30 protein-coding genes and 1 other RNA gene are annotated in these 26,698 nt (G+C 63.8%); 10 read left to right on the top strand and 21 right to left on the bottom strand.

The window, feature by feature from the left end; translation table 11 throughout:
• Positions 1–54 precede the first annotated feature (54 nt).
• The 3 genes from ACVJNE_RS18235 to ACVJNE_RS18225 all read right to left on the bottom strand — a co-directional run bounded on the left by ACVJNE_RS18235 (position 55) and on the right by ACVJNE_RS18225 (position 2,762).
• Entirely contained in the window at positions 55–1,245 is a 1,191-nt protein-coding gene (locus tag ACVJNE_RS18235; RefSeq protein WP_499567882.1) for a vWA domain-containing protein, read from the bottom strand.
• A 5-nt stretch (positions 1,246–1,250) separates the two neighbouring features.
• Positions 1,251–1,697 (bottom strand): GNAT family N-acetyltransferase, encoded by a 447-nt coding sequence (locus tag ACVJNE_RS18230; protein ID WP_499567880.1) that lies wholly within the window; start codon positions 1,695–1,697, stop codon positions 1,251–1,253.
• 225 nt (positions 1,698–1,922) lie between these two features.
• On the bottom strand, positions 1,923–2,762 hold the full coding sequence (locus tag ACVJNE_RS18225) for an AAA family ATPase (RefSeq protein WP_499567878.1): 840 nt from the start codon (positions 2,760–2,762) through the stop codon (positions 1,923–1,925).
• A gap of 167 nt (positions 2,763–2,929) precedes the next feature.
• Here ACVJNE_RS18225 and ssrS point away from each other — a divergent pair.
• Positions 2,930–3,086, top strand: a non-coding RNA gene (gene ssrS / locus ACVJNE_RS18220) — 6S RNA.
• Position 3,087: 1 nt separating this feature from the next.
• On the opposite strand, the gene ACVJNE_RS18215 is transcribed toward ssrS, so the two are convergent.
• A complete protein-coding gene (locus tag ACVJNE_RS18215) occupies positions 3,088–3,567 on the bottom strand; it encodes a GNAT family N-acetyltransferase (protein WP_499567876.1) in 480 nt (159 codons plus the stop codon).
• A gap of 117 nt (positions 3,568–3,684) precedes the next feature.
• Here ACVJNE_RS18215 and ACVJNE_RS18210 point away from each other — a divergent pair, with 117 nt between their 5' ends.
• The 3 genes from ACVJNE_RS18210 to ACVJNE_RS18200 all read left to right on the top strand — a co-directional run bounded on the left by ACVJNE_RS18210 (position 3,685) and on the right by ACVJNE_RS18200 (position 5,987).
• The gene (locus tag ACVJNE_RS18210) at positions 3,685–4,263 is read left to right on the top strand and encodes a 5-formyltetrahydrofolate cyclo-ligase (RefSeq protein WP_499567874.1); all 579 of its coding nucleotides are present in this window, start codon (positions 3,685–3,687) and stop codon (positions 4,261–4,263) included.
• Between the two features lie 9 nt (positions 4,264–4,272).
• Complete coding sequence (locus ACVJNE_RS18205) at positions 4,273–5,094, top strand: TIGR00282 family metallophosphoesterase (protein ID WP_499567872.1); 822 nt, start codon at positions 4,273–4,275, stop codon at positions 5,092–5,094.
• A 119-nt stretch (positions 5,095–5,213) separates the two neighbouring features.
• Positions 5,214–5,987 (top strand): TerC family protein, encoded by a 774-nt coding sequence (locus ACVJNE_RS18200; RefSeq protein ID WP_499567870.1) that lies wholly within the window; start codon positions 5,214–5,216, stop codon positions 5,985–5,987.
• A 7-nt stretch (positions 5,988–5,994) separates the two neighbouring features.
• On the opposite strand, the gene ACVJNE_RS18195 is transcribed toward ACVJNE_RS18200, so the two are convergent.
• Entirely contained in the window at positions 5,995–6,810 is an 816-nt protein-coding gene (locus ACVJNE_RS18195; protein ID WP_499567868.1) for an MBL fold metallo-hydrolase, read from the bottom strand.
• 80 nt (positions 6,811–6,890) lie between these two features.
• Entirely contained in the window at positions 6,891–7,586 is a 696-nt protein-coding gene (locus ACVJNE_RS18190) for a hypothetical protein (protein WP_499567866.1), read from the bottom strand.
• A 109-nt stretch (positions 7,587–7,695) separates the two neighbouring features.
• Between ACVJNE_RS18190 and ACVJNE_RS18185 the strand changes: the two genes are divergently transcribed.
• On the top strand, positions 7,696–8,445 hold the full coding sequence (locus ACVJNE_RS18185) for a YebC/PmpR family DNA-binding transcriptional regulator (protein ID WP_499567864.1): 750 nt from the start codon (positions 7,696–7,698) through the stop codon (positions 8,443–8,445).
• Positions 8,442–8,744, top strand: a complete 303-nt coding sequence (locus tag ACVJNE_RS18180; RefSeq protein WP_173194617.1) for an Rdx family protein — start codon at positions 8,442–8,444, stop codon at positions 8,742–8,744. The genes ACVJNE_RS18185 and ACVJNE_RS18180 overlap by 4 nt, the downstream gene beginning before the upstream one ends.
• 49 nt (positions 8,745–8,793) lie before the next feature.
• On the opposite strand, the gene ACVJNE_RS18175 is transcribed toward ACVJNE_RS18180, so the two are convergent.
• Entirely contained in the window at positions 8,794–8,925 is a 132-nt protein-coding gene (locus ACVJNE_RS18175; RefSeq protein ID WP_499568136.1) for a glycine zipper domain-containing protein, read from the bottom strand.
• 128 nt (positions 8,926–9,053) lie between these two features.
• Positions 9,054–9,275 (bottom strand): 50S ribosomal protein L31, encoded by a 222-nt coding sequence (rpmE, locus tag ACVJNE_RS18170; protein WP_173194616.1) that lies wholly within the window; start codon positions 9,273–9,275, stop codon positions 9,054–9,056.
• Positions 9,276–9,471: 196 nt separating this feature from the next.
• Here rpmE and ACVJNE_RS18165 point away from each other — a divergent pair, with 196 nt between their 5' ends.
• Both ACVJNE_RS18165 and ACVJNE_RS18160 read left to right on the top strand, forming a co-directional pair.
• A complete protein-coding gene (locus ACVJNE_RS18165; protein WP_499567862.1) occupies positions 9,472–11,274 on the top strand; it encodes an ABC transporter transmembrane domain-containing protein in 1,803 nt (600 codons plus the stop codon).
• Positions 11,271–11,744, top strand: coding sequence for a hypothetical protein (locus ACVJNE_RS18160; protein ID WP_499567860.1), 474 nt, complete (start codon positions 11,271–11,273; stop codon positions 11,742–11,744). Before ACVJNE_RS18165 ends, ACVJNE_RS18160 begins: the two co-directional genes overlap by 4 nt.
• 31 nt (positions 11,745–11,775) lie before the next feature.
• On the opposite strand, the gene ACVJNE_RS18155 is transcribed toward ACVJNE_RS18160, so the two are convergent.
• The 5 genes from ACVJNE_RS18155 to ACVJNE_RS18135 all read right to left on the bottom strand — a co-directional run bounded on the left by ACVJNE_RS18155 (position 11,776) and on the right by ACVJNE_RS18135 (position 18,370).
• Positions 11,776–12,924, bottom strand: a complete 1,149-nt coding sequence (locus ACVJNE_RS18155; protein ID WP_499567858.1) for an amidohydrolase — start codon at positions 12,922–12,924, stop codon at positions 11,776–11,778.
• A gap of 26 nt (positions 12,925–12,950) precedes the next feature.
• On the bottom strand, positions 12,951–14,609 hold the full coding sequence (locus ACVJNE_RS18150; RefSeq protein WP_499567856.1) for an FAD-binding dehydrogenase: 1,659 nt from the start codon (positions 14,607–14,609) through the stop codon (positions 12,951–12,953).
• Positions 14,610–14,756: 147 nt separating this feature from the next.
• The gene (locus tag ACVJNE_RS18145; RefSeq protein ID WP_499567854.1) at positions 14,757–15,149 is read right to left on the bottom strand and encodes a hypothetical protein; all 393 of its coding nucleotides are present in this window, start codon (positions 15,147–15,149) and stop codon (positions 14,757–14,759) included.
• 260 nt (positions 15,150–15,409) lie between these two features.
• Positions 15,410–16,894 carry a carboxypeptidase M32 gene (locus ACVJNE_RS18140; protein WP_499567852.1) on the bottom strand — a complete coding sequence of 495 codons (1,485 nt, stop codon included), beginning with the start codon at positions 16,892–16,894 and terminating at the stop codon, positions 15,410–15,412.
• A 78-nt stretch (positions 16,895–16,972) separates the two neighbouring features.
• Complete coding sequence (locus ACVJNE_RS18135; RefSeq protein WP_499568134.1) at positions 16,973–18,370, bottom strand: aminotransferase-like domain-containing protein; 1,398 nt, start codon at positions 18,368–18,370, stop codon at positions 16,973–16,975.
• A gap of 115 nt (positions 18,371–18,485) precedes the next feature.
• Here ACVJNE_RS18135 and ACVJNE_RS18130 point away from each other — a divergent pair, with 115 nt between their 5' ends.
• Both ACVJNE_RS18130 and ACVJNE_RS18125 read left to right on the top strand, forming a co-directional pair.
• Positions 18,486–19,346: a DMT family transporter gene (locus tag ACVJNE_RS18130; RefSeq protein WP_499567850.1), complete on the top strand. Its 861-nt coding sequence runs from the start codon at positions 18,486–18,488 to the stop codon at positions 19,344–19,346.
• Positions 19,347–19,431: 85 nt separating this feature from the next.
• The gene (locus ACVJNE_RS18125) at positions 19,432–19,785 is read left to right on the top strand and encodes a DUF1304 domain-containing protein (RefSeq protein ID WP_499567848.1); all 354 of its coding nucleotides are present in this window, start codon (positions 19,432–19,434) and stop codon (positions 19,783–19,785) included.
• Here ACVJNE_RS18125 and ACVJNE_RS18120 read toward each other — a convergent pair.
• From ACVJNE_RS18120 to ACVJNE_RS18085, 8 genes are all read right to left on the bottom strand, one after another.
• A complete protein-coding gene (locus ACVJNE_RS18120) occupies positions 19,782–20,810 on the bottom strand; it encodes a peptidoglycan -binding protein (protein ID WP_444726133.1) in 1,029 nt (342 codons plus the stop codon). The two genes, ACVJNE_RS18125 and ACVJNE_RS18120, sit on opposite strands and share 4 nt — an antisense overlap.
• 1 nt (position 20,811) lies before the next feature.
• Entirely contained in the window at positions 20,812–21,837 is a 1,026-nt protein-coding gene (locus tag ACVJNE_RS18115; RefSeq protein ID WP_173194609.1) for a MotA/TolQ/ExbB proton channel family protein, read from the bottom strand.
• Between the two features lie 344 nt (positions 21,838–22,181).
• Positions 22,182–22,790 carry a GNAT family N-acetyltransferase gene (locus ACVJNE_RS18110; RefSeq protein WP_499567845.1) on the bottom strand — a complete coding sequence of 203 codons (609 nt, stop codon included), beginning with the start codon at positions 22,788–22,790 and terminating at the stop codon, positions 22,182–22,184.
• A 25-nt stretch (positions 22,791–22,815) separates the two neighbouring features.
• Complete coding sequence (locus ACVJNE_RS18105; protein ID WP_499567843.1) at positions 22,816–23,607, bottom strand: inositol monophosphatase family protein; 792 nt, start codon at positions 23,605–23,607, stop codon at positions 22,816–22,818.
• A 31-nt stretch (positions 23,608–23,638) separates the two neighbouring features.
• Complete coding sequence (efp, locus tag ACVJNE_RS18100) at positions 23,639–24,202, bottom strand: elongation factor P (protein ID WP_173194606.1); 564 nt, start codon at positions 24,200–24,202, stop codon at positions 23,639–23,641.
• Between the two features lie 119 nt (positions 24,203–24,321).
• Entirely contained in the window at positions 24,322–25,281 is a 960-nt protein-coding gene (locus tag ACVJNE_RS18095) for a tetratricopeptide repeat protein (RefSeq protein WP_499567840.1), read from the bottom strand.
• 3 nt (positions 25,282–25,284) lie between these two features.
• The gene (locus ACVJNE_RS18090; protein ID WP_499567838.1) at positions 25,285–25,932 is read right to left on the bottom strand and encodes a thiamine phosphate synthase; all 648 of its coding nucleotides are present in this window, start codon (positions 25,930–25,932) and stop codon (positions 25,285–25,287) included.
• A gap of 90 nt (positions 25,933–26,022) precedes the next feature.
• Complete coding sequence (locus ACVJNE_RS18085; RefSeq protein WP_499567836.1) at positions 26,023–26,649, bottom strand: TetR/AcrR family transcriptional regulator; 627 nt, start codon at positions 26,647–26,649, stop codon at positions 26,023–26,025.
• Positions 26,650–26,698: the final 49 nt, after the last annotated feature.

Raw genomic sequence — 26,698 nt, 5'->3', positions numbered from 1 at the left:
CGGTGGCTCCTGAAAGGTGGATCGCCACATATGTAATGCGGCCGCGTCCCGGCCTCAATGCCTGCGCGACAGCTCGCGCGTGGCCTGCTCCAGTCCGGTCAGCGTCAGGGGGTACATGCGCTGCGAGAACAGTTCGGAGATCATGCCGATCGAGTGGGTGTATCCCCAGTGCTTCTCGCGGACGGGGTTGAGCCAGACGGCGTTGGGCCATTGCGCGGTGACGCGCGACAGCCAGGCGTGGCCCGGTTCCTCGTTCCAGTGCTCGACCGATCCGCCGGGATAAGCGATCTCGTACGGGCTCATCGAGGCGTCGCCGACGAAGATGACCTTATAGTCGCTTCCGTATTTGTGCAGCACGTCCATGGTCGGGATGACCTCGGCGTGGCGGCGTCGATTATCCTTCCACACGCCTTCGTAGAGGCAGTTGTGGAAGTAGAAATACTCCATGTGCTTGAACTCGACGCGGGCGGCGGAAAACAGCTCCTCGACGACGCGGATGTGATCGTCCATCGAACCGCCGACATCGAAGAACATCAGCAGCTTCACCGCATTGCGCCGCTCGGGCCGTGTCTGCACGTCGAGATAGCCATGCTCTGCCGTGGCGTGGATGGTTCCCGGCAGGTCGAGCTCCTCTTCGGCACCCTCGCGCACCCATCGGCGCAGGCGCTTCAGCGCGACCTTGATGTTGCGCGTGCCGAGCTCGACGGAATCGTCGAAATTCCTGAACTCGCGCTTGTCCCACACCTTCACCGCGCGGCGATGGCGGCTTTCAGCTTGCCCGATGCGCACGCCTTCGGGATTGTAGCCATAGGCGCCGAAGGGCGAGGTGCCGGCCGTGCCGATCCATTTCGACCCGCCCTGATGACGGCCCTTCTGTTCCTCCAGCCGCTGCTTCAGCGTCTCCATCAGCTTTTCGAAGCCGCCCAGCGCCTCGACGAGCTTCTTTTCTTCCTCGCTCAGGTGCTTTTCGGCGAGCCGCCGCAGCCATTCCTCGGGCAGGTTGGCAACGTCGACCGCGCCTTCGCCCGACACCGCCTCGACGCCCTTGAAGACATGGCTGAAAACCTGGTCGAAGCGGTCGATATGCCGCTCGTCCTTCACCAGCGCGGCGCGGGAGAGATAGTAGAACCCCTCCACATCGTAGGTGACGAGATCAGCCTCCATGCCTTCTAGCAGGGTCAGGTATTCCCGCAGCGACACGGGAACTTTTGCCGCTTTCAGCTCGAGGAAAAATGGCAGGAACACCCGGCTCAGCCTCCCTGGTACTTGATGAACGGCGTCAGCGTGCCGATGCGGTCGTAGAGCTTGCGCGCCGTCTCGTTGAAATGCTGGGTCATCCAGTAGACGCCGTTGGTGTCGAGCCGCTCGCCCTCGGCGTAGACCGCCTCGATCAGCGCGCGGCCGATGCCCTTGCCGCGCACTTCGGGGTCGGCATAGAGGTCCTGCAAGTAGCAATTGTTCTTCACCGACCAGCAGGTGCGGTGGAGGATATAGTGGACGAGACCGACCGCCTTGCCGTCGACGGTCGCGATGAAGCCGCGCGGCTCGTATTCGCCGTCGTCGAAGAGGCGCGCCCATGTCGAGGCGTAGACCTCCTCGGGCACCGTCGCCTCGTAGAATTTCAGATATTCGGTCCAGAGCCTGCGCCAATCGGCGTGGTCGGCGTCGGTCAGCGGGCGGATAGTGACGTCGGACATAGACAGTTCCCCCTAGCAGTAGTGGCTGCGGAGCGGCTCAGGCATGGATCCTCGGGTCAAGCCCGAGGATGACGAGTATGAGATTGCCTGCCGCGACAACGCGACTTTGGCCAGTAGCATCAGCGTTTCTTCCTTCGGCATCCTCGGGCTTGACCCGAGGACCCATGCCTGAATGCGATCGCCGCGCAACGGTCCAGTCCGGGCAATTGCGTTGACGAATACTCCTCAGCCTTGCCTTCGCGCCATGAAGGCCAGCCGTTCGAAGAGGTGCACGTCCTGCTCGTTCTTCAAAAGCGCGCCGTGCAGCTTGGGCAGGGCGTTTTTCGGGTCTGCGCGCAGATCGGCCGGGTCGACGTCGTCGGCTACCAGCAGCCTGATCCAGTCGAGCGCTTCCGAGGTTGAGGGCTTCTTCTTCAGGCCCGGCACCTCCCGCACCTCGTAGAATTGGGTAAGCGCCGCGCGCACGAGGTTCTGCTTGATGCCCGGATAGTGCACGTCGACGATGCGCTGGAGCGTGTCCATGTCGGGGAAGCGGATGTAATGGAAGAAGCAGCGGCGCAGGAAGGCGTCCGGCAGTTCCTTCTCATTGTTGGACGTGATGATGACGATCGGGCGTTGCCGCGCGCGCACGGTCTCGCCGGTCTCGTAGACATGGAACTCCATCTTGTCGAGTTCCTGCAGCAGGTCGTTGGGGAACTCGATATCGGCCTTGTCGATCTCGTCGATCAGCAGCACCACCTTGCGGTCAGCGGCAAAGGCCTCCCACAGCTTGCCGTGGCGGATGTAGTTATGGATATCGTTGAAGCGTTCGTCGCCGAGCTGGCTGTCGCGCAGGCGCGAAACCGCATCATATTCGTAGAGACCCTGCTGCGCGCGCGTGGTGGACTTGACGTGCCATTCGAGGAGATCGAGGCCGAGCGCGGCTGCGATCTGCCTGGCAAGCTCGGTCTTGCCGGTACCGGGCTCGCCCTTGACCAGCAGCGGCCGTTCCAGCGCGATCGCCGCATTGACGGCCACCATCAGGTCCTTGTCGGCGACATAGGCCGCCGTTCCTTCAAAACGCATCCATGCTCTCCTGTTCGTCGGGGCGGACAGTAGAGGCGGGCGCGGAACAGGGCAAGAAGACGCAGGGGCAGGCGGCGAAATCGTCGCCGGCGCGAAAAAGAGCCCCATGGAAACAGAAGTCATTCATTTCGCTGGCGAGACCGTTCGGTGAGCCCTATATTGGCTTCGGCGTTCTGCGCTTCCCGACAGGAGCAACTATTCCCCGGGGCCTTATTGATCCTTAGGGAGCTGTCCCTGGCCAGGCCCGTGGGCTTGGACATACGGCGCCCACCTACTTTGTAGGCTCCCGGGATCAACCGCTCCATCGGTCGTCGTGGAACGTCTCTTATTCCGGTCCGCCGGCGGCATCGTCCAGCATCAGAAGCATGATGAGGGCCGGCGCGAACTGTGTGTGCGTCTCGCCCGTCACCGCGAATCCGCATTTCTCGTAGAATCCCCTGGCCTCATGGCCGGCGATGACGCTCATCCGCCTGGCACCCATGCCCGCGGCGATAGCCGCCGCGTGGCCCACCAAGAGCCTGCCTATCCCGCGGCCCAAGAACGGCGGGTCGACGAAAAGTCCCTCGAGCTCGAATTCGTCAGTGGATGCCGGCACAACCACACAGAAGCCGGCAGGCTTCCGATCCATGTCTGACACGAACACGCGGCCTGCCACGATCTGCTCGACCGGCAGCTCCAGCACCTCCGGATGCGCCAGAAGCTGTTCGCGGTATCTGGATTCTGCAAGCGACGCCCGGCGCAAGATGCCTTCAAGTGCCGGCTGCTCGTCCGGGTGTGCGGGGCGTGGGGAATTTTCGTCGATCATGGCCAATTTGGAGCTGCCCGCATTTCGTGACGTCGATTTCAGGATAGAGAGGGGCGTGCCGAAGTTCTATGACCGCAGAGAGAAAGTCGCGCCCGGCGCAAAAATGTGGAGGTGGCTGTGCACGCCCAGTTGAAGAAGCAGCTGCGCCAGGAAGCGCTGGCCCGGCGTGATGCGCTCGACGCCATATGGCGGGTCGAGGCCTCACTTACGATGGCCGAGGCGGCCTCGGCCATCGACATCGAGCCGGGAATGGTCGTTTCAGGCTTCTGGCCGATGCGTTCGGAGGTCGATGTGCGGCCGCTGATGTTCGCGCTGCGCGAAAAGGGTGCGCGGCTCTGCCTGCCGGCGATCCTCGACAAAACGACCATCGTGTTTCGCGAGCTCGTTCGGGGTGCGCCGTTGATCGATATGGGCTTCGGGACAGCAGGACCGGGCGAGGAGGCTCAGGTGCTCGAACCTGCGCTGATGCTGATGCCATTGGCGGCATTCGATGCGCGCGGCCACCGCATCGGCTATGGCGCGGGCTACTACGACCGGGCGATCGACCGGCTGCATCGCAGGAATTTGACGCCGCGGCTGATCGGCATCGCCTTCGACTGCCAGCTCGTTCCGGAGGTTCCGAACCAGGACCATGACGTGCAGCTCGAAGAAATCCTCACCGAAAGCGGCTTGCGCGGGTTTCCCCTGGCCTTATAGACACCTGTCATGAGACTTCTTTTTCTGGGCGACATGGTCGGGCGATCCGGCCGCACGGCGGTGTGGGAAAGGCTTCCGGGCCTGATCTCCGATTTCCGGCTCGACTTCGTCATCGTCAATGGCGAGAACGCGGCCGGCGGCTTCGGCATCACCGAAGAAATCTATCTCGCGACGCTGGAAGCAGGCGCCGACGTGGTGACCACGGGCAACCACGTCTGGGACCAGCGCGAGGCACTGGAATTCGCGTCACGCTCCGACCGCTTCCTGCGGCCGGCCAACTTTCCGATCGGCACGCCGGGCAGGGGAACCGGGCTCTACGAGGCCCGCAATGGCGCGCGCGTGTTCGTGACCAACATCATGGGCCGGGTCTTCATGCATCCGGAGCTCGATGATCCGTTTCAGGCGGGCGAGCGCGAGCTTGCCGCCTGCCCGCTCGGCGAGCAGGCGGATGCGGTGGTGATCGACTTCCACGCTGAGGCGACCTCGGAAAAGATGTGCTTCGCACATTTCGTGGACGGTCGTGCAAGCCTTGTGGTGGGGACCCATACGCACCAGCCAACGGCCGACCACCAGATCCTCAATGGCGGCACGGGCTACCTGACGGATGCGGGTATGTGCGGCGACTACGATTCGTCGCTCGGCATGGACAAGGAGGAGCCGCTGAACCGGTTCCTGTCCAAGGTGCCGAAGGGGCGTTTCGAGGCGGCAAGCGGGCCGGCAACGATCTGCGGCGTCGGCCTCGACATCTCCGACCGGACGGGCCTTGCCGAGCGGATCGCGCCGCTGCGGCTGGGGCCGCGGCTCGAGGAGACTGTGCCCGCGTTCTGGTAGGTGAGCGGGAACCAAAGTGGCGCTCGCGGATTTCCGGCAGGTGCCGCGGCGGTTGACGCCGGGGCGCAGGGGCGCCTAATTCTCTTAATCTTCCCATCAATCCACAGCCGGGGGCACCAATGATCGAGTTCTTCGCCGGACATTTCGACTGGCTTTCCGATCCGACAGCCTGGGTTGCGCTGGTCACGCTGGTCGTGCTTGAGGTCGTTCTCGGCATCGACAATCTGATCTTCATCTCGATCCTGACCAACAAGCTGCCCGAGGAACACCGGGCGAGGGCACGGCGGATCGGCATCGGCGGCGCGCTCATCATGCGTCTTCTACTGCTCGCCACCGTCGCGTGGATCGTCCAGCTCACCAATCCGCTGTTCGTGCTGTTCGACCATCCGTTCTCATGGCGCGACCTGATCCTGATCGCAGGCGGTCTGTTCCTCGTGTGGAAGGCCACCAAGGAAATCCACCACTCCGTCGATCACGACGACGGCAAGGAGAACATGATCGGCCAGACGATCCAGATCTCGCTCGCGGGCGCGATCTTCCAGATCCTGCTTCTGGATCTCGTCTTCTCGATCGACTCGATCATCACCGCGGTCGGCATGACCGACGAGATCGCTATCATGTACATCGCCGTCATCTTTGCGGTGACCGTGATGCTGGTGGCCGTCAATCCGCTATCCCGTTTCATCGAGAAGAACCCGACGATTGTGATGCTGGCGCTGGCCTTCCTGCTGATGATCGGCATGACGCTGATCGCCGACGGCATGGGCTTCCATGTGCCCAAGGGCTACATCTACGCCGCCATGGGCTTCTCGGCGCTGGTCGAAGGTCTCAACATGCTGGCGCGGCGTAAGCGCACGCTGGACAAGGCCGCCGGAACCGACGCGGCGCATTGATGCCGCGTCATACGCCCTTGAGCACCAGAATGGTGGGGCGCGAGGGCAGGCTGCGCAGCGAGACGCTGAAAGAGGACTCCTCGGCGTAGCGCACGTCGAAGGTTTCGCCCATGCGGCCGGTGAACTCGGCCATCGGCGTCGCATGGCGGTGCATCGGCAGGATGAGCGAGGAGAAAAGCCGGGTGGCGATCTCGCTCATCGCTCCGACCGAGAGCGTCATGCCGCCGTCGATCGGTACCATCAGAATATCGAGACGCCCGATGGCGCCGTAATGTGCGTCCTCCAGCCGGTGGTGCAGGTGGCCGAGATGGCCGATGCAGAGCCCGGCTACCTCGAATATGAAGATCGAGTTGCCACCTTCTTCCATGCCGCCCCATGAGCGTATGTCGGTTGGCACGTTGCGGATGTAGATGTCGTCCACGACGACGGCATGGCGGGCGGGGCCGCCTTCCGGGTTCCAGCCGCGCAGGACGTATTCGATGCCCGGATCCGGACTTTCCGTGAAATGGGTGCGGTGCGCCTTGTTCATCGTGACGATGCGCGGCAGAGGCTCGGCGCCGTAGTAACCGGAGAAATCGGTGGCGATGCGCACGCCGCCCGGCGTCTCGATCACGTAGGTCGAGTGGCCAGCATAAGTGATCGTCACGTCTCCATCGACGAAGGTCTGCGCAGGTGTAAAATTTGCGTAGGTGACATGGGGGAGCGTTTCTGCGATCGCGACGCATCTGCTCGGCGGTGGCTCCGCCTGATCCTGGGCCATGGCGCCCGCAGGAAGGGCGGCAAGGATGGTGGCGGCAAGGGCGAGGCGGCGGACCAGGCGCATGGCGGTTCTCCGGGCTTCGAGCGTCGCCCGGCAGGTTAAGCCAAACTGCCGATACCCGGCTTCACGTTTGTGCGAGCCCGCTACGGGGTCTGCGCGGTGGCCTGCTCCTTGACTGGCAGATGGCGGGCCTTGTAGCCGAGCGTGAGTGCAAGGGTTGCGCCAAGGCCAATCGTCGCGCGCTGCAGGGCTTGCGACTGCCCCGCAAGCCAGGTGGGGTCCAGCAGCGTCTCCCTCACCGTTAGCGCCGATTGCAGACGGTCGGTGAAGTTGCATTCTCGATCGGTTTTGCCCTGCTGCCCGAGCGCCACCAGCGTTTCGAAAAAATGCTGTGCGCGCTGCAGATTGTGAAGGTCAGGCTGGGGTGTCGTCACCGTCTGGCGCACATGCATTTCGCCGCTCCCCACATTGCGCGGATGAACGTGAACCGTGTTGCATGGGACATCGAAATTGTGGGGAGCGTCGGCGCGGTGTTCGGTATCGCCGATCGAGTATACGGCACTGCCGGCAATGAGGTCGAAGCGTTCCGAAGCGAAGTCCGCCGGACCGGCGTGATAATGGCGCGTGTTCGGCAGCGTTTCTCCCGGGCCTGCAAACCAGTCCATGATCAGCCTGACGCCGCCATTGTCCTTTGGCAGCTCTGTGAACACGAGCCGCGTGTTGTTCACCGGATTGAAGTAGCTGTCCCCTTGCTCGGTCGTCATCACAAGCCTCCACGTGCCCCGACAAGCAGTTTCGGGCTCGAAACTGCGCGCGGCAAGGGGAATCTGCGTCGACATACGGTTGCTGCGCCTATCCGGCACCCGGCTTTTTCTGGACGTTCGGCGGGCTTTTCACTATAAGGCGCGCCATTCAACGACATTGCGAAGAAGTCCGCATAGGGGTGTTATGGCAGGTCATTCACAGTTCAAGAACATCATGCATCGCAAGGGCCGGCAGGATGCGGTCCGCTCGAAGATGTTTTCCAAGCTCGCGCGCGAAATCACCGTCGCAGCCAAGATGGGGGCACCCGACCCCGACATGAACCCGCGACTGCGCCTTGCCGTGCAGAACGCCAAGGCTCAGTCGATGCCCAAGGACAACATCCAGCGCGCCATCAACAAGGCGTCGGGCGGTGATGCGGAGAGTTATGACGAAGTGCGCTACGAGGGCTACGGTCCCGGCGGCGTTGCCGTGATCGTCGAGGCTTTGACCGACAACCGCAATCGTTCCGCATCCAACGTGCGTGCCGCCTTCACCAAGGCTGGCGGGGCGATGGGCGAGACGGGCTCTGTCTCCTTCATGTTCGATCGGGTCGGTGAGATCGTCTATGGCGCGGCTGCCGGCGACGCGGACACGGTGATGGAAGCGGCGATCGAGGCCGGTGCGGACGACGTGCAGTCCGACGAGAACGGCCACGTCATCATCTGCGCCTTCGAGGACATCGGCGACGTGACTTCGGCGCTGGAGGCTTCGCTGGGCGAAGCGGAATCGGTCAAGACGATCTGGAAGCCGCAGACCTCCACTCCGGTCGACGAGGACCGCGCCCAATCGATCCTCAAGCTGATCGCAACGCTGGAAGACGACGACGACGTGCAGAACGTCTACGCCAATTTCGAGGTCGATGACGAGACTCTCGCCAAACTGAGCGCGGCATGACGGTCGGCTCGGGCGGGGCACCGCGCCCGCGCATCACGATCACCTACTGTACGCAGTGCCAGTGGCTGCTGCGTGCAGCCTGGATGGCGCAGGAGCTGTTGTCGACCTTCGGAGCGGATATTGCCGAGGTGGCGCTTGTGCCCGGCACCGGCGGTGCGTACGAGATCGCGCTCGACGGCGAGCTGATATGGGAGCGCAAGCGCGACGGGGGCTTTCCGGAAGCCAAGGTGTTGAAGCAGCTCGTGCGCGATCGTGTATGGCCGGAGCGCGATCTCGGCCATTCCGACCGGAAGGATTGAGCGCGCACGCGGTTTCATCGTCGCGTGCGGTTTGATGGTCCGAATAGTCCTACCGGCGCGACAACACCGCCCCAAGTGCGACACCGATCGCCATGCCGATAGCCAGACCAACGGCGACGTTATCCATTGCCGCTCCAATCGCCGCGCCGACGGCCACGCCAACAGCGATGCCGAAACCCATTCTGGAGGTGTTCATGCTTCATCTCCCGTTTCGGCTGGTATAATTGTTGCCGCCGCTGTCGTTTCCAATGCGAACAAAAAACCCGCCTTTCGGCGGGTTTTTCACTTCTGCTTGATCTGACGCAAGGCTCAGATGCCGAGGCCTTCGTAGCGCTTCTTGAACTTGGACAGGCGGCCGCCGCGGTCGAGCAGCGTCTGCTGGCCACCGGTCCAGGCCGGGTGCGTGGTCGGGTCGATGTCGAGGTTCATCGTGTCCCCTTCCTTGCCCCAGGTCGAGCGGGTCGTGTATTCGGTGCCATCGGTCATGACGACCTTGATGGTGTGGTAGTCGGGATGGATATCGGCTTTCATCGGTGTCGTCCTGGCTTTCGGGGCTGTCGCGCGGCGCTACGCTGCGGCGATGCGCCCACTATCAAAACCTGAAGCCGCAGCTATGGAAAGGCCGCGGCTCCAAAAACGGTCGGGCTGGCCTATACATGAGCCGGCGGAAAACCACAAGGCCGACTGGCCGGCAAATTCGCCCGAGGGCGGCGACAGGAAAGGGCTGATGGCGGATCTGATACCAGAACGGGGAGGGCGCGACCGTTCGCTGCAGCCGCTGCGCCGGCTGTTTCCCTACATCCTGCCCTATCGCCGACTGGTCGTCGGTGCGGTCATATCGCTGTTTGCCGCCGCGCTGACGACATTGACCTTGCCGATCGCCGTAAGGCGCATGATCGACTTCGGTTTCAGCGATTCCGATTCCGCCCTGATCGCCAATTACTTCTCCATGCTGGCGGTGCTTGCCGGTGTGCTGGCGCTGGCCTCGGCCGCCCGATACTACTTCGTCATCACCTTGGGTGAGCGGGTAGTCTCCGACATCCGCCGCGACGTCTTCGCGCATGTGACGCGCCTATCACCCGGTTTCTTCGACACGGTGCAGTCGGGCGAGATCGTCTCGCGGCTGACGGCCGACACCACCCAGATCAAGTCCGCCGTGGGAGCGACCGCGTCTGTCGCGCTGCGCAATCTCATCATGGGGCTCGGCGCGCTCGCGATGATGGTGGTGACGAGCCCTAAGCTCTCCGGCCTCGTCATCGCGGCGATTCCTATCGTGGTTCTGCCGCTCGTCGCATTCGGGCGGTCCGTGCGACGCAGGTCTCGCTTCGCGCAGGATACTCTGGCTGATGCCACGGCCTATGCGAGCGAGCAGATCGGCGCGGTGCGCACGTTGCAGGCCTTCACCAACGAAAGGCTAGTGACGGAGCGGTTCTCAGCGGCAGTCGAGACTGCGTTTTCCGCGGCGCGGGCTTCGGTGTTCGCGCGCTCCTTCCTCACCTTCTTTGCCATCTTCACCATTTTCACCTCTGTGGTCGCGGTGCTGTGGATCGGCTCCTACGACGTGCTTTCCGGTACGCTCTCGCCGGGTACGCTGGGCCAGTTCCTGTTCTACGCCGTGCTGGCGGCCGGCGCTCTGGGCGCATTGTCGGAAGTGTGGGGCGAGCTGAGCCAGGCGGCGGGTGCGGCCGAACGGTTGACCGAACTGCTGGCAGAAGAACCTACGGTTACCGCGCCTTTGTCGCCTCTGTCGATGCCGGAACCCGCGCGCGGCGCGATCGAGTTCCGCAACGTCTGCTTCGCCTATCCGGTGCGGCCGGGTCAATCGGCGCTGCATGGGCTTTCCTTCAGCATCGCACCGGGAGAGACGGTGGCGATCGTCGGCGCGTCGGGTGCGGGCAAAAGCACCGTGTTCTCGCTGCTTATGCGTTTCTACGATCCGCAATCCGGGGCGGTGCTTATCGACGGCGTCGATATCAGCGATGCAGACCCGGAGGCTGTACGCAGCCGTATCGCCATCGTGCCGCAGGACGTGACGATCTTTGCCGCGAGCGCTGCCGACAACATCGCCTTCGGGCGGCCAGGGGCGAGCCGCGAGGCGATCGAGGCGGCGGCCCGCGACGCCCATGCCGATACCTTCATCTCGAAGCTGGACGACGGCTACGAGACTGCACTGGGTGAACGCGGCGTGACCCTTTCCGGCGGCCAGCGGCAACGAGTGGCAATCGCCCGCGCGATCCTGCGCGACGCGCCGATCCTGCTGCTTGACGAGGCAACTTCGGCGCTCGACGCCGAAAGCGAGACACTGGTGCAGACCGCGCTCGAGCGCCTGATGGAGGGGCGGACCACCATCGTTGTCGCGCACCGGTTGGCGACCGTGCTCAAGGCCGATCGCATCCTGGTGATGGATCAGGGGCGGATCGTCGAGGAGGGCACGCACCAGAGCCTGGTGGCGCGCGGCGGCACCTATGCGCGGCTGGCGCGGCTGCAGTTCGACCACGGTGCCGAGGCCTTCGGCAAGGCGGCCGAGTGAGCTTCGGTCCGCTCGACGGCGCTTTCGCTGCGATCGCAGGCGCAGCGCCGGGAGACGCGGACGACTGGTGGATCATCGGAAGTGCCGCCATGGTTCTTTGCGGCGTTGACGGCATCGAGCCCGAAGATGTCGATGTGTTGGGCTCGCGTACGACGATCGAGCACTTCCTGCGCCGCTGGGGCGTCGAGGCCGGCCAGCCTGCCCCCAGCGCGCGCTTCCGCTCATATCCCTATATGAGAGTGCAACTGCCCGGATGCACACCCATCGAAACGATGGGCGATCTGGACGTGCTTCATGCGGGTGAATGGAAGCGGTTGATCCCGAAGACCAGAATGGCGGTTCGGTCGGGTGGCGGTCTGCTTCATGTGCCTGTGCTTGAAGAGCAAGCGGAAATCCTGAAGCTTTTCGGCCGCGAAAAGGATTTGGCGAAGCTGGTTCACATAGAGCGAACGCGTGAGGCCGAGGGCTGAAGACGTCGCGTAGGATTCACATCAATGTACTTCAGCCAAGCAATGACCGCGCCGTCCGCATGAAGATCCGCGAACCGATGGCGATCAGGTCATCGGGGAAGTCGTAGTCCGGGTTGTGCAACTCGGGAAGGTCGGTGCCCGCACCGAGGAAGAGCATCGCCGACTTAGACGTGTGCCCGAACAGGCCGAAATCCTCCGAGGCGCGCATCGGAAGCTGTTCCTCGTCGTGGGTGATACCTTCCGCGTCGAGTGCTGCGCGCAGGTGATCGACCGCCTCGGGTGCGTTCAGGCTGGCAACGAAAATCTCATGATAGTCGAAGGCAAAGCGCAATCCGTCCTGCGCGGCGATTTCGCCCGCCAGACCTTCCGCGGCCGCGCAGAGATCGGCCATGCGCTCGTCGAGCCGCGTGCGCAGGGTGCACCACACCTCGGCACGGCCGGGCGCGATGCCGAAAACGGCTTCGCCCATTTCCGCATGCGTGACAGTGACCATGCCGAAATCGTCGTTCTCGAAGCTGCCGCCGCCGAGTTTGGCCAGCGCTGGCATCAGCCGGCTGACGGCGAGCATCGGCGAGGTGCCGGTCTCGGGCATCGAGGAATGGGCTGTCTTGCCTTCCAGTACGATACGCATGCCACGCGAGGCGCAGTTGACCACGCCGGGCTTGAGGCGAACGTGGCCGAACGGCGTGCCGGGCACATTGTGAAGCGAGAAGGCGAAGTCCGGTCGGATCGCCTCGTAGCGGGGATCGGCAACCACGCCGGCGGCACCGGCGCCGGTCTCCTCTGCCGGCTGGAACATCAGCACCGCGCGGCCGCGTGCCGGGCGCTGCCGCCCGAACTGGCGGCCGAGAGCGGCGAGGATGGTGGTGTGGCCGTCATGGCCGCACATGTGCGATTTGCCTGCAATCGTCGACCGGTGCGGCGCGTCGGAAAGCTCTTCGATGGGCAGTGCGTCGAGCTCGGAGCGGAACAACACGGTCGGACCAGGTAGCCCGCTGTCATAGACGGCAGCGACGCCGTGACCGCCGAGCCCGGTGAGCACCGTATCGGGCCGCGTATCGTCCAGAAACGTCACAACCCGACGCGCCGTCTCGGCCTCCTCGCCGGAGATTTCCGGGAACCGGTGCAATTCACGGCGAAACTCGACCAGATCGGCGATGTCCTGGTTGGTGAGGGTCATGATGTCTCCGTCTTTTTCGTGTCCGTTCAGGCGCTGGCGGCTGCGTGGCGACCGGCATTGCGGCCGGAGAAGATGCAGCCGCCGAGGAAGGTGCCTTCCAGCGCGTTGTAACCGTGATAACCGCCGCCGCCGAAGCCCGCCACCTCTCCGGCCGCATAAAGGCCGGGCAACGTGGCGCCGGTGGCGTCAAGAACCTGTCCGTCGAGATTGGTGTGGAGCCCGCCCAGTGTCTTGCGGGTCAGGACGTGCAGGCGTACCGCGATCAATGGACCGTGGGCAGAGTCGAGGATGCGGTGCGGCTTGGCCGTGCGGATGAGCTTGTCACCGAGATAGGCGCGTGCTCCGCGAATGGCTGTTACCTGCGCATCCTTGGAGAACGGGTTCTCGATCTCGCGGTCGCGGGCCTGAATCTGCGCCGCGATCCGCTGATGATCGAGCAGGTCCTCGCCGGTCATCGTGTTCATCGCCGAGACGAGCTCGGGCAGTGTATCGCGGACGATGAAGTCGGCGCCGTGCTTCTTGAAGGCCTCGACTGGCGGCGGCGCGCCCGCGCCCCGGCGGGTCTTGAGCACGTTCAGCCACTTGCCTGAGGTCAGGTCGGGGTTCTGCTCGGAACCCGACAGGGCAAACTCCTTCTTGATGATGCTCTGGGTGAGCACGAACCAGGAATAGTCATAGCCGGTGGAAAGAATGCGTTTCAGCGTCGACAGCGTGTCGAACCCCGGCATGCAGGGCGCGGCGAGGCGCTTACCCAGTGCGTCGAACCACATGGACGATGGCCCCGGCAGGATACGGATGCCGTGGTTGGGCCAAATCGGCGCCCAGTTCTGCACGCCCTCTGTGTAATGCCACATGCGGTCGGCATTGATGAGCGCCGCCCCGGCGTCCTGAGCAATGGCAACCATCCGGCCGTCTACATGGTGCGGCACGCCGGCAACCATGGTTTGTGGTGCGGGTCCGAGGCGCTCGACAGGCCAGTTGGCGCGCACCAGGTCGAAATTGCCGCCGATGCCGCCCGAGGTGACGATGATCTTTGGAGCGGAGAGTTCGAAGGCGCCGATCACGCCTCGCCCGGAGCGCTGGCCGCGTTCGGTGGTCGATGGTTCGAGCACTTCTCCGGCGACGCCTGTGACCGCACCGTTGGTGGTAACGAGTCGGCTCGCCTGGTGGCGGTACCTGATCTTTATGCGGCCTGCCTGCTCATGTTCGCCGACGCGGCGGATGAAGGGCGCCAGCACGCCGGGGCCGGTGCCCCATGTGATATGGAAACGCGGGACGGAATTGCCGTGACCATCGGCCAGCGCGCCGCCGCGTTCGGCCCAGCCGACGACGGGAAACCAGCGCATACCCATCGCGTGAAGCCAGGAGCGCATCTCGCCGGCGGCAAAATCGACATAGGCTTCGGCCGCGCAGCGTGGCCAGTAATCCTCCTCGCGATCGAACTGGGCGGAACCCATCCAGTCCTGCAAGGCAAGTTCGCGGCTGTCGCGTATGCGCATGCGGCGCTGCTCTGGACTGTCGACAAAGAACAGGCCGCCCAGCGACCAGAAAGCCTGGCCGCCGAGCGCGTTGCTACCTTCCTGTTCAAGGATGACAACAGAGCGACCGGCATCGGCAAGCTCTGCGGCTGCGACAAGGCCGGCAAGTCCGCCGCCGATTACGATGGCGTCCGCCTCGTCGGCCATGATCCCCTCCCTAGGGTTTGTTTTCCGGCGGCAAGATTGCCGTTGTTTGGAGCGGATGGTCAACGGGCGACAAAAAGGGGATGCACAAACTAAGAAGGCCGCCGAAAACGGCGACCTTCTGAGCAATTCAACGGAGGTCAGACGGGATCAGCTACCGTTCTGGAGGCCGTGAATGGTCTGCTGGATGCCGCGGACCTGGCCGGACAGCGCCTGATAGGAAGCGGCGCTCAGGTCGCCACCATTGGTGGCCTTCTCCTGGGCAGCGGCCTGTCTTACGGCGTCGATCTGCGCACGGACCTGGGCCGCGCTGCCGGCGTCGACAGCGTTGGAGCGGTCACCGGCCTGCAGGTTGGTCTGAGCCGCGACCAGGGCTGCGTCGAGCTGCCTTGCGTAGGAAGACTGCGCAGACGAGATCGAAGAGGTGTACATTGCATCCACGTTCGGGAGGCCACGCGTTGCGTCGTCCTCAGCAAAGGCACCTGCCAGGGGCACGGAAACCAGAAGCGCGGAAAGGGTGGTCTTGAGAGTAAGGTTACGCATTTTCTTTCGTCCATTCCTTGACCGACTGTTGGGAGCCAGTGGTCAGATCTTGGCCGTCTGAGCCTGCCTTGTCACAGCGTCCTTCCCAAAACGCCGCCGGCAGGTTCCGGCCACGACGAAGAATAGGTGTACCGTCTGGACGGTTCAAACTTACCTAACGTAAGCCTAGGCGGTCAGAATTGATGAGACGGCTCACGAAACCTCGGAAATTCAATAACTTCGCGGCGTGGTTGAATTTTTTTGAACGTGAATTTTTCTGTTCAACCGCCGTACCGGGCTTCCAGATGCCGGCGGAAATGGTCAGCGTTCAACGGTTCTCCAGTGGCACGTTCGATCAGTTCCGGCGTCGACCAGCGCGAACCCTGCGACCAGATACGCTCGCGTCGCCAATCGTTGACGCGATCGAAGCGCCCTTCGGCAAAGTCCGCCGAGACGTCGGGATGCTCGCGCTCGATCGCCGCCCATTGCTGCGCGGCGATCATTGCGCCCAGCGTATAGGAGGGAAAGTAGCCGAATGCGCCGGACGGCCAGTGGACATCCTGCATGGGGCCGTCGGCGGGATTGTCGATGGTGGAAAGGCCGAGATAGGCCTGCATGCGCGCATCCCATGCTTCCGGTAGATCGGCAACCTCGAGGCGGCCGGCAACCAAATCCTGTTCCAGTTCGAAACGCAGGATGACGTGGAGCGGGTAAGTGACCTCGTCCGCATCCACACGGATCAGACCGCGCTCGACCCGGTGCACGTGCGGCAGGATGTCGTCCAGCGACCAATCCTCGCCGAGATGGCGCTCAACCATCGGCAACGCCCAGGTCCAGAAGGCGGGATTGCGGCCGATCTGTTTTTCCACGAACAGGCTCTGGCTTTCGTGGATCGCCATGCCGCGCGCCTTGCCAAGCGGCCAATGCGCCCACTCGCGCGGCAGGCCCTGTTCGTAGAGCGCATGGCCCGTCTCGTGCAGCACGCCCATCAGCGCCGACAGGAATTCGGTTGTGCGGTAGCGCGTGGTGATGCGCACGTCCGTAGGCACGCCGCCGCAGAACGGGTGGTGCGAGACCGAGAGGCTGCCGTGCGTGACATCGAAGCCGACAGCAGCCATCAGCGCCAGCCCCAGCTCGCGCTGCCTGTCGACGGGATATGTGCCGGAGAGCGCTTTCAGCGGGCGCTTGGCCAACCGCTTCTCCTGTACGTCAAGGGCGCGCGGGACGAAATCTACCAGGAACGTCTTCAGTTCTTCCAGAACCGGCCCGACGTCGGCGACGCGGTTGCCCGGGTCGAATTGTTCCATCAGTGCGTCGTAGGGGCCGAGCTTCAGCGCTTCGGCGCGCATTTGCGCTTCCTCGCGCACGAGATCGACCACGCCTTCGAGCGCCGGCTGGAAGCCGGCCCAGTCGTTGCGGGCACGCAGGTCGCGCCAGAGCTGCTCGCAGCGCATGCGGGTGCGCATCTGCCTCTCGACAAATTCCGGCGGCAGGCAGGTCAGGTTCAGATGCTGGCGCCTGAACTCGCGCAGTGCGGCAGTCTGATCATCGTTGAGCGCCTCGTCTTGGGCTGCTTCGATCCAGTCGGCAATTTCCGGCGCCGTCGCCATGCGGTGATGCATGCCGGCCAGCGTGGCCATCGCCTCGGCGCGCGCCTCGCCACCGCCGACCGCCATCTGGGTGGCCTCGTCGGCGCCGAGGATGGCAAGGGCGTGGCCGAGGGCTTCGAGCCGATGGCCCAGTTCGTCGAGTTTCTGGAAAGACATGCGGATTTCCCAAATTGCGATGGTGGTGAAGGGACACGAAGGTGCTGCCGCTTGCAAGAGCCAGCAAAGGGCTGTTGCCTAGTCAGGGGTGGTGACCAATGCCCTCTCCAGCACTTCGAAGATTCGCGGCTCGCCCATTTGAGCCACGTTGAAGCGCATGTAGCGGGAGGCGTTTTGCGAGACACTGAAGACATTGCCTGGCGCCAGCACCACGTCGTCATTCAGCGCGGCGCGTGCAATCTCGGCTGAATCACAACCGTCAGGCAGGCTGCACCACAGGTAGAAGCCCCCACGCGGCATAATCCAGGGAGAAATACCCAACCTTTCCAGCTTGTCTGCCACGTCGCGCCGGGCGTGGTTCAGCCTGCGCCGCACACCCTCCAGATGCTTGCGATAGCTGCCGTCGCTCAACGATGCGAAAACCAGCTCGGCGGCGACAGGACTAACGCCCCCGAAACTCGTGGCGACCTGCAGATCGATCAAAGCCTCGATCCAGTCGGTGCGGGCGGCGATGTAGCCGCAGCGGATGGATGCGGAGAGAGTCTTGGAGAAACTGCCGATGCGGATCACAGAGGACAGGCCGTCGAGTGCAGCGAGACGGGCCGAAGGCTCCGGTTCGAAATCCGCGAAGATGTCGTCTTCGACGATCGTCATGCCGTATTCGGTCGCGATGTTGAGGATGCGATGGGCGGACTGCGGCGACAGCGTCGCCCCTGTGGGATTGTGCAGCGCGGAATTGGTGATGTAGAGCCGCGGCCGATGTTGCGCGATCACGTCCGCGAACCGCTCGATGTCCGGGCCGTTCGGCGTGTAGGGAACGCCGACAATCGTCGCCTGATGGGCGCGCAGAAGGGCCTGGAAATTGAAATAGCAGGGATCATCGACAAGCACGGTTTCGCCCGGCCTGACGAGAAAGCGGCAGATCAGGTCGATCGCCTGCGTTCCCGACCCCGTCAGCAGGATACCGTCTGGTCCTGCGTCAACACCTTCCGTGGCGAATTGCCTGGCCAGCAGGTGTCGTAAGGCCAAGGGGCCGCGCGTTGCGCCATAGTCCGAGAGAATTGCAGCGTCGGTTCTCGCTACCTTGCGCAAGGCGCGCCGGATAGCGTCGTTGGGCATCCAGTCGGCGGGCAGCCAGCCGCAGCCGGGCTTCGCGACCGCGGCGGCGGCATCCAGCGATTGGCGGGAAACCCAGAACGGATCCAGCGCACGGTCGAGCTTCGGGCCGATTTCAGTCAGTGTCAGCGGCGGTGGCGCGCTGGCAACATAGAAGCCGGAACCCTGCCGGGCGCGGATAAGCCCCTCGGCGGCGAGGCGGTCATAGGCTTCGACAACCGTAGACGGCGACACCGCCATCGTGGCTGCAAAGGCGCGTATGGAGGGCAGGCGATCGCCGGTGCCGAGCGCCCGGCGCGCGACCCTGGCGCGGACTGCCTCCATCACTTCCTCTGTACGCGTCTGACGATCCTGCAAGATGCGATACCTCAATTGTACTGCCGATCGATACCATACAGTTTTGCAAAATTGTATCGTACTGTCGCTGTCCATGCCAGCCCTTGCTAGCTACGAAGCCACCTTTGCAGGAGGCATCATGAGAGCAGAAACGGCAGGATGGGGAAGCGGGCTTCTGGGCGTGATCATCTTCAGCGGATCGCTGCCGGCGACGCGGGTTGCGATCGGCGGTTTCTCGCCACTGTTCCTGACGTCGGTGCGCGCGGTGATCGCTGCCTTGCTCGGAATGGCGCTACTCGTCGCGTTGCAGCAGAAGCGCCCGGCACGAAGCGATCTGGGGTCACTTGCCGTCGTTGCGCTCGGCGTCGTGGTCGGCTTCCCTCTGCTGACGGCTCTTGCTCTGCAACACATCAGCGCGGCGCGCTCGATCGTCTTTATCGGCTTGCTGCCGCTATGCACGGCAATATTCGGCGTGCTGCGGGGTGGTGAACGGCCGAAGCCTGCTTTCTGGCTGTTTTCGATTGCCGGCAGTGCTCTAGTGGCGGGCTTCGCCTTGAGCGAGAGCGGAAACGGCTCGCTGACGGGCGACTTGCTGATGATCGGGGCCATCCTGCTTTGCGGGCTGGGCTACGCCGACGGTGCCACCTTGTCTCGCCGCCTGGGCGGCTGGCAGGTCATCTCCTGGGCCCTCCTGCTGTCGTTGCCGGTGATGGCCGTCCTTGCGCTGGCAACGTTGCCGGATACGCTTGCCGATGTGCAGATGCCGGCATGGATCGGGCTCGCCTACGTGTCGGTGTTCAGCATGCTGGTCGGCTTCGTGTTCTGGTATCGCGGGCTGGCGCTGGGCGGCATTTCCGGCGTCGGTCAACTTCAGTTGCTGCAACCGTTTTTCGGGCTCGCGCTGGCGGGTCTGCTGCTCGGCGAGCCGGTCGCCTGGAGCATGGTCGCGGTCACGGCTCTCGTGGTTCTCTGCGTGGCGGGAGCCAAGCGGTTTGCCTGAGCCTCGGCGTCAATGCAGCAAACCGCTTGCGCGCGAGGCAGGATCGGTGCTGAAACTGCGGTGTCGAGGCAGCGAGGGAACCGCCATGATCGCCACCATCCTTATCGGGCTGGTCGCCCTGATCCACGTCTATATCGTCGTGCTGGAAATGGTGTTGTGGGACACGCCGCGCGGGCGCGCCGCCTTCGGCACAACGCCGGAGTTTTCCGCATCGACTAAGGTGCTTGCCGCCAACCAGGGGCTCTACAACGGCTTTCTGGTAGCCGGGCTGGCCTGGGGGCTCTGGCTCGGCGAGGCGGGGTTCGGGGTGAAGGTATTCTTCCTGCTGTGCGTGCTGGTCGCGGGGCTCTACGGCGCCGCGACCGCCAGCATGAGGATACTCTACGTGCAGGCAGTGCCGGCCGCACTCGCACTGGCTGCGTTGTGGATCGGCATCTAGCGCTCGGTCAGCTTCAGCTCGATACGGCGATTGCGGTCGCGCGCTTCCTGCGTGTCGGCGGGGTCGAGCGGCTGGAATTCGCCGAAGCCGGCTGCGACCAGCCTTTCGGGCGGTACACCGTTCTCGATCAGGAACTTCACGACGGATGTCGCGCGGGCGCTTGAGAGTTCCCAGTTGTCGCGATAGCGGCCCGTACCCGATAGCGGGATGTTGTCGGTGTGGCCGTCGACGCGCAGTACCCAGTTGATTTCCGGCGGGATCTCGCGCTGCAGTTCGAGGATTGCTTCCGCCAGCTTCGCCATCTCCTCGCGGCCGGCGTCGTTGATCACTTCCGAACCGGAGGGGAACAACACCTCGGACTGGAAGACGAAGCGGTCGCCGACGACGCGGATGCCCTCGCGGTCGGACAGGATTTCACGCAGACGGCCGAAGAAGTCGGACCGATAGCGGTTCAGTTCCTGAACGCGCTGGGCCAACGCCACGTTGAGCCTGCGGCCAAGGTCGGCGATCTTGGTGTTGGATTCGCGATCACGCGCCTCCGATACCTCGAGTGCGGCCTCAAGCGCGCCGATCTGGCTGCGCAATGCGGCTATCTGCTGGTTCAGCAGTTCGACCTGGCTGAGCGCGCGCTGGCTCAGCTGTCGTTCCTCGTCAAGCTCGCCCGAAAGCTGCGAGGCACGCTGCTCGGCCTCGGCTCCCGCACCGGCCCCGGCTGCCAGCAATTGTTCGAGGCGCGACCGCTCGCTTTCCGCTTGTGACAGCGAGGCGCGCATGTTGGATAGCATGTCCTCGAGATCCTGCGAATTCGACTGTTCGAGGGCGAGAAGCTGGGTCAATTCATTGATTTGGGAGTTCAGCCGGGTGAGCACCGCATCGCGGCCGGTGATCTCCTGGCTGAGCAGAAACTGCGCCAGTACGAAGACCGACAGCAGGAACATGATGGCAAGCAGCAGCGACGACAGGGCATCGACGAAGCCCGGCCAGTAATCGACGCTGCGATTGTTGCGCCTGCGCGCCAGCGCCATCTCAGCCCTTCTCCTGCTTGCGGATCGCGTCGGTGAGCTTGTCGAGCGTCACACGCATTGCCTTCTGCTCGTTGGCTTGAGCCTCCACCCAGTCGCGCATCAATTGCTGCTCTGAACGCATGTTCTTGACCAGACCGCTGATACCATCGGCAAGGCTGGCCATGGAGGCTGCGATGCGGGGATTGGAGGTGCCGTCGCCTTCCTGCATGGTGCGCAGACGCTCCGACAACGCCTTGAGTTCTTCCGACGTGTTTGCGGCATCCGTGCCGACGGCAAAGTCCGAGCCAACATCCGTAACCGAAGACAGCCAGTTTTCCAGTTCCGTGTAGAAACGTGTCTGGGCGCGGCCTGCCTGAAGGTCGAGAAAGCCCAGCACCAGCGAGCCGGCAAGGCCGAACAGCGAGGACGAGAACGCAGTGCCCATGCCGGAAAGCGGCGCCGAAAGGCCCGCCTTAAGCGTATCCAGCACGTCGTTGACGTCGCCCGAGCCGGGATCGAGCGTCTGAATGGTGGTTCCGATCGCGCCGATGGTCTGAAGCAGGCCCCAGAACGTGCCAAGCAGTCCGAGGAAAATCAGCAGGCCGGTCAGGTATCGCGAGATGTCGCGGCTCTCGTCGAGGCGCGTGGCGATTGAATCGAGGATCGACCTCATGGAACTGGTCGACAACGTCATGGTGGACGAGCGTCCCAGTAGTGCCTTCATGGGGGCCAGCAATACAGGATCGCGCGCCTGGGTGCCGGCCCTGAAGGAATTGACCCAGCGAACCTCGCGCACGAGGCGGAATACCTGCCCGAAGACAAGCAGGATGCCGACCACCAGCACGCCGAGGATCAGACCGTTGAGGCCAGGATTGGTCTGGAAGGCGGTCGAAATCTGGCGGTAGAGAATGGCCGCGACGAAGCCCACGATGGCCAGGAATATGAGCATCGACAGCAGGAAGACCTGGGGGCTCGACAGGTTGCGCGGATCGTATTCCGCGCCCTCGCTGAGACCGTCGTCAGCTCCCAGGGTTCTGAGAAATGCCATTGGCGCGCCTCTGAATTGATTTCGGCATCAAGGTGATGGCGACTCTAAACGGAATTATGACTAAATTGAAAGGTGACGTGTTGGGTGCGTCGCGCATCATCGCGCCATTCTGAATTGGTAGTGCTCGAGCGGCGTGAAACCGAGCGCTTCTGCAAAGGCTTGATATCTCGCGGGAATGAGCTGCGGGACGCGGATCGGCCTTTCGCCGGCCAGCCCTTCGATAATCGAGAGAAGCGCGCGAGCGTGTCCTTGCCGTCTCGATCCAGGCTGGACATGGATCATCCTGACCTCGATGGCGGTCTCTCGGGAAAAGTCGACGAGCGCGAGGGCGTCTCCGTTGCAGATCACCTGCCATGGCGCCTCAAGGCGGGCCAAGGTAGCCGGTTGCAGTTGCCAGGGCAGGTCGCGTCGGTCTTTTCCTCGTGCATCAGTTCTACAAGGATGTCGGGCGAGGAAAGTTCCGGCGTAGCCGCGTCTAGCTGTGCGTTCGGCACCGGCTTCTCGAAGCCGATGAGCCTGTCGATGCGAGCGAAACCAAAACGTTCATAGAGCTTAACCGCCGGGTGGTTGTGCTCGAAAACCTCAAGCTCTATGCGACTGTCGCCACGCGACCCGCTTTCTTGCACCAAACGGCCAAGAACCTGCGACGCGACGCCTTTGCCGCGAAAGCTGGTGCCGACGCCGAAGGCGGCCAGACGCGACAGACAACCGCGCCGGGCGACCATGCCGATAGCCGCGACCTTGCCATCGACGAGCGCGATGCCGCTTGCCTGCATGTCGAGATCTTCGGCCGCGAAACGCGCTGCCATCTGCGGTGCGGTCATGCGTATGGGGATCAGGTAGCCGTCGTAGCAGGGCCGGAAAGCTTCGGCGATTTCGTTCCAGCCGAGGCCGTCGAGCAGGCGCCAGTCGAGAGTGGCGTGCGGCGAGCGCGTTGTGTCATTCGCCGCCATTCAGCCATCCCTCGCTTCTGGTCGATCAGCTCTTTTGCTGGATCGTCTTCAGCAGCGCCTTGTGGATCGCCTCGTTGCCGGCGACGATGGTGCCGCTGTCGAACATCGCCTGTCCGCCGTCACGGTCGGAGCAAAAACCGCCCGCCTCGCGCACCATCAGAATGCCGGCGGCGAGGTCCCAGGGCGCCAGCCAGTTCTCCCAGAAGCCGTCCATGCGGCCGGCTGCGACATAGGCGAGGTCGAGCGCTGCCGAGCCGAGACGGCGGATGCCGGCCGTCTCGCCCATCACGTTCTTCAACTCGACGAGCGCGCGCCCGTGGTGACCTCGACCGAGATGGGGGATGCCGGTGCCGACCACTGAGTCGGACAGCTTCGAGCGTGCTGCGACGCGCAGCCTGCGATCGTTCATGAACGCGCCGCCGCCGCGCTCGGCGGTGTAGAGCTCGTCCATGGCCGGATTGTAGATGACACCTGCGACGATCTGGCCCTGGCGCTCCAGTGCGATCGATATCGAGAAGATCGGGATGCCGTGCAGGAAATTCGTCGTGCCGTCGAGCGGGTCCACGATCCAGCGATGCTGGTCGTCGTCGCCCTCGACCGCGCCGCGTTCCTCCATCAGGAAAGCATAGCCGGGCCGGGCCTTGGAAAGCTCGGCGTGGATGATCTCCTCGGCCTTGCGGTCGGCCTGGCTGACATAGTCGCCAGGCCCCTTGAGCGAGACCTGCAGGTTCTGCACCTCGCCGAAGTCGCGCGCGAGCGAGCGGCCGGCCTTCATGGCAGCCTGCACCATGACGTTGATGATCGCCGAACGCGCCATTTACAGTCTCCGAAGGTCAGGTGTCAGCCGCTCAGGCGCGGCTGATGTAGGTAATCTCGTTGGTGTCGATGATGATCTTCTCGCCGGACGAGATGAAGGGCGGGACCATGACGCGAATGCCGTTTTCCAGCACTGCCGGCTTGTAGGAGGACGCGGCCGTCTGGCCCTTCACCACAGGGTCGGCCTCGGTGATGGTCAGCGTCACCTGGTCGGGCAGCGAGATGCCGATCGGGCGCTCCTCGTGAAGCTCGACGGTCACCTTCATGCCGTCCTGCAGGAACGCCGCGCGCTCGCCGACGAATTCCTTGTCGAGTTCGAGCTGCTCGTAGCTTTCGTCGTCCATGAACACCAGCGCGTCGCCCTGTTCGTAGAGGAAGGTGAAGTCCTTCTGCTCGAGGCGGACCTTCTCGACGGTTTCCGCAGCGCGGAAGCGCTCGTTCAGCTTGGTGCCGTTGATGAGGTTCTTGAGTTCGACCTGGTTGTAGGCGCCGCCCTTGCCGGGCTTCACCGCGTTGGTCTTGACCGCCACCCACAGGCCGCCATCGTGCTCGATGACGTTGCCGGGACGGATTTCGTTGCCGTTGATCTTAGCCATTGTGTGGTTCCGGAATTTGTGCGTGCCGCGCCGCAAGGGGCGCGCTTATCGGGGCTCCAAGACCACAAAACGGCCGGAGAGGCAAGAGAGCCGGCGCCCGCTTTCGCGAGAGCCTTCCGTCAGAGTACGGCGGCGCGCCTGCTTGCGAGCTGCATCTCATCTTCCGTGAGACCGTTCAACTGGTCTTCCATGACCATGTCGACTAGGCCCGCCCGCCGCGCGCGCAGATACCATGCGGCGGCCGTCACCCGATCAGGTTCGACGCCGATGCCGGCGCGATAGAGCTTGGCGATACGGTTCTGGGCTGCGGGGTTGCCGGCCCGCGCCGCACGCAGGAGCCAGGCGAAACCGGCTTCCCGGTCGCGCTCGCCTCCAATCCCTTCCACCAGCCAGGTGCCGAGCTGGATCTGCGCGGTATCGAAATTCTGCGCTGCCGCCAGTTCCAGCCATCGCCGCGCCTCGTTCATGTCGACCGGCTTGCCGCCGAAGCCCTGCTCGTAAATCTGCGCCATGGCGTACTGGGCATCGGCAAGGCCGGCCTCGGCGGCTTTCTCGTAATAGGCGGCGGCCGTCTTCATGCCTTCCGGCGACTGATCGCGGCTGTTCGTCATCTGCGCGAAATTGAACTGAGCCAGCCTGTTGTCCGCGTCGGCAGCCTCCTTCAGAAGCGTGTAAGCGCGATCCGGATCGCCGATTTCCGCCCCGCCGTCGAGCAGGATCATGGCGAGCTGGAAAACCGCCTCTGGCACCTTCTGCTCGGCAGCCTTCTCGTACCATTCCATCGCGGTCACGACATCCTGCCGGACGCCCAGCCCGCGCGAATAAATCTCGGCAACGAGGGTCTGCGCTGCCGGATTGCCCTCGAGTGCCAGCGGCGTCGCCAGATTGAGCGCTGTCTTGTAGAGCCCCCGCTGGAAGGCGCCGTAAGCGACGTCCGCCGGCCGCTCGGAAAAGCGGTCGGGATCGACCGCCTCCGGGGCCGGAGTCGTTACCCTGCCGCCATCCGGGCCGGTGGTTTCGGCCAGAGCGGGCATGACCATCGACAGGCCCGCAATCAGAATGAAGGCCGGCCTGCGCACAACTCAGCCCTCCAGCCGTGGAGCCTGCGCGTCCAACGCGGCGTTGACCGTGGCAACGCTCTCGGCGGGATCGCGGTCGCCGGAAAAGATCGCCTCGGACAGGGCCACGAATTCGACGCCGGTGGCTGCGACCGTCAATGCACTATCCAACTCCAAGCCGCCGGCGACGATGCAGGGGACCTGCACCATCTCCGCCCACCATTGGCCGAGCTTCAGATTGCGCGGATGGGGCTCCGGTTTGTTGTCGTAGCCGAACCGGCCGAAGAAGAGATAGTCGGGCCGCGCCTCGCCAAGTTCCAGCGCATCGTCGCGATTTGTGGCACCGCCGGTCCCGATCATCAGCTTGGCCTGATGCTTGGCAATGATTTCCTCTAGTTCGCGCCGATCGGTCTCGACGTGCAGGCCATCCGCGCCGGTGCGCATGGCGACACGGCTGCTCTCGCCGATGACCACGGCAACGCCGTGCTCCTGGGCGGCTAGCACGACGCGTTCCGCGTAAAGCTGGAACGCATCGTCGTCCATTTCCCAGCCCGGCAGGATGAGGGATGCGACATCGCCCCCGTCAAGCGCAGCAATAAGCCGGCCTGCCTCAAGCTCGGGCGGCGCAATGAGCACTATACGGCAACGCGAGGGTGCTTCTTTCGGATTCATCGGATACCTGCGATTGCGCCTCAATGGCGGGCGATCATGGTTGGAATGCGGCATAGAACAACCCGCCCCGATTGAACAGGGCGGTTCGAACTACCGCTCCTCGACGATCCGCTCGACCATGAAAAGCAGATACGCCTCCGTCTCGGCACGCACCAGTGCCCGATCCGACTGGGTTGGCGCCACGAGGTAAAGGTCCACCATCGTGCCAAGAGCAGCACCCAGAAGCTGCAATTGGAGGGGGTTCACTTCCGTGTCGCGCGAGAAACGCTCGAAGAACGGAGCAACGAGATCGGTGATGACACGGTCGCCGGTGGAACTGCGATCGACCTCGATGGGCCGCAGCAGGCGCATCGTTGCAAGCAGCCCGGCATGAGCGGGTGTAGCCTCCGCAGCTTCCAGGTAAACGCCAAGCAGATGCCGCGCCGCATCTTCGACCGGCGTCCCGTCCTCCAGGTTTTCGAGCGCTGCGTGGCACGTATCGATCAGCCTGGCGACCGTTGTGTCGTAAGCTGCCAGCAGCATCGCGTCGCGGTCGGCGAAGTAACGGTAGATCGTGCCAACGGCCACGCCGGTGTCGCTGGCCACCCGCGTCGTCGTGACAGCCTGAGTGCCTTCTTGGGCGACGATCGTTTCGACGGCCGAAAGCAGGCTTGCACGGGTCTCGATAGCCCGCTGCTGCCGCGGCCGCGCACCCTTTGGAGCAGTGTCTTCCTTCATATATGAATTCGTTTCATCTTTATTGACTTAATGCAATAGTACGATCATC

This window comes from Mesorhizobium sp. DxT (assembly GCF_058448885.1).
This window is presented reverse-complemented; position numbering and strand designations above follow the sequence as displayed.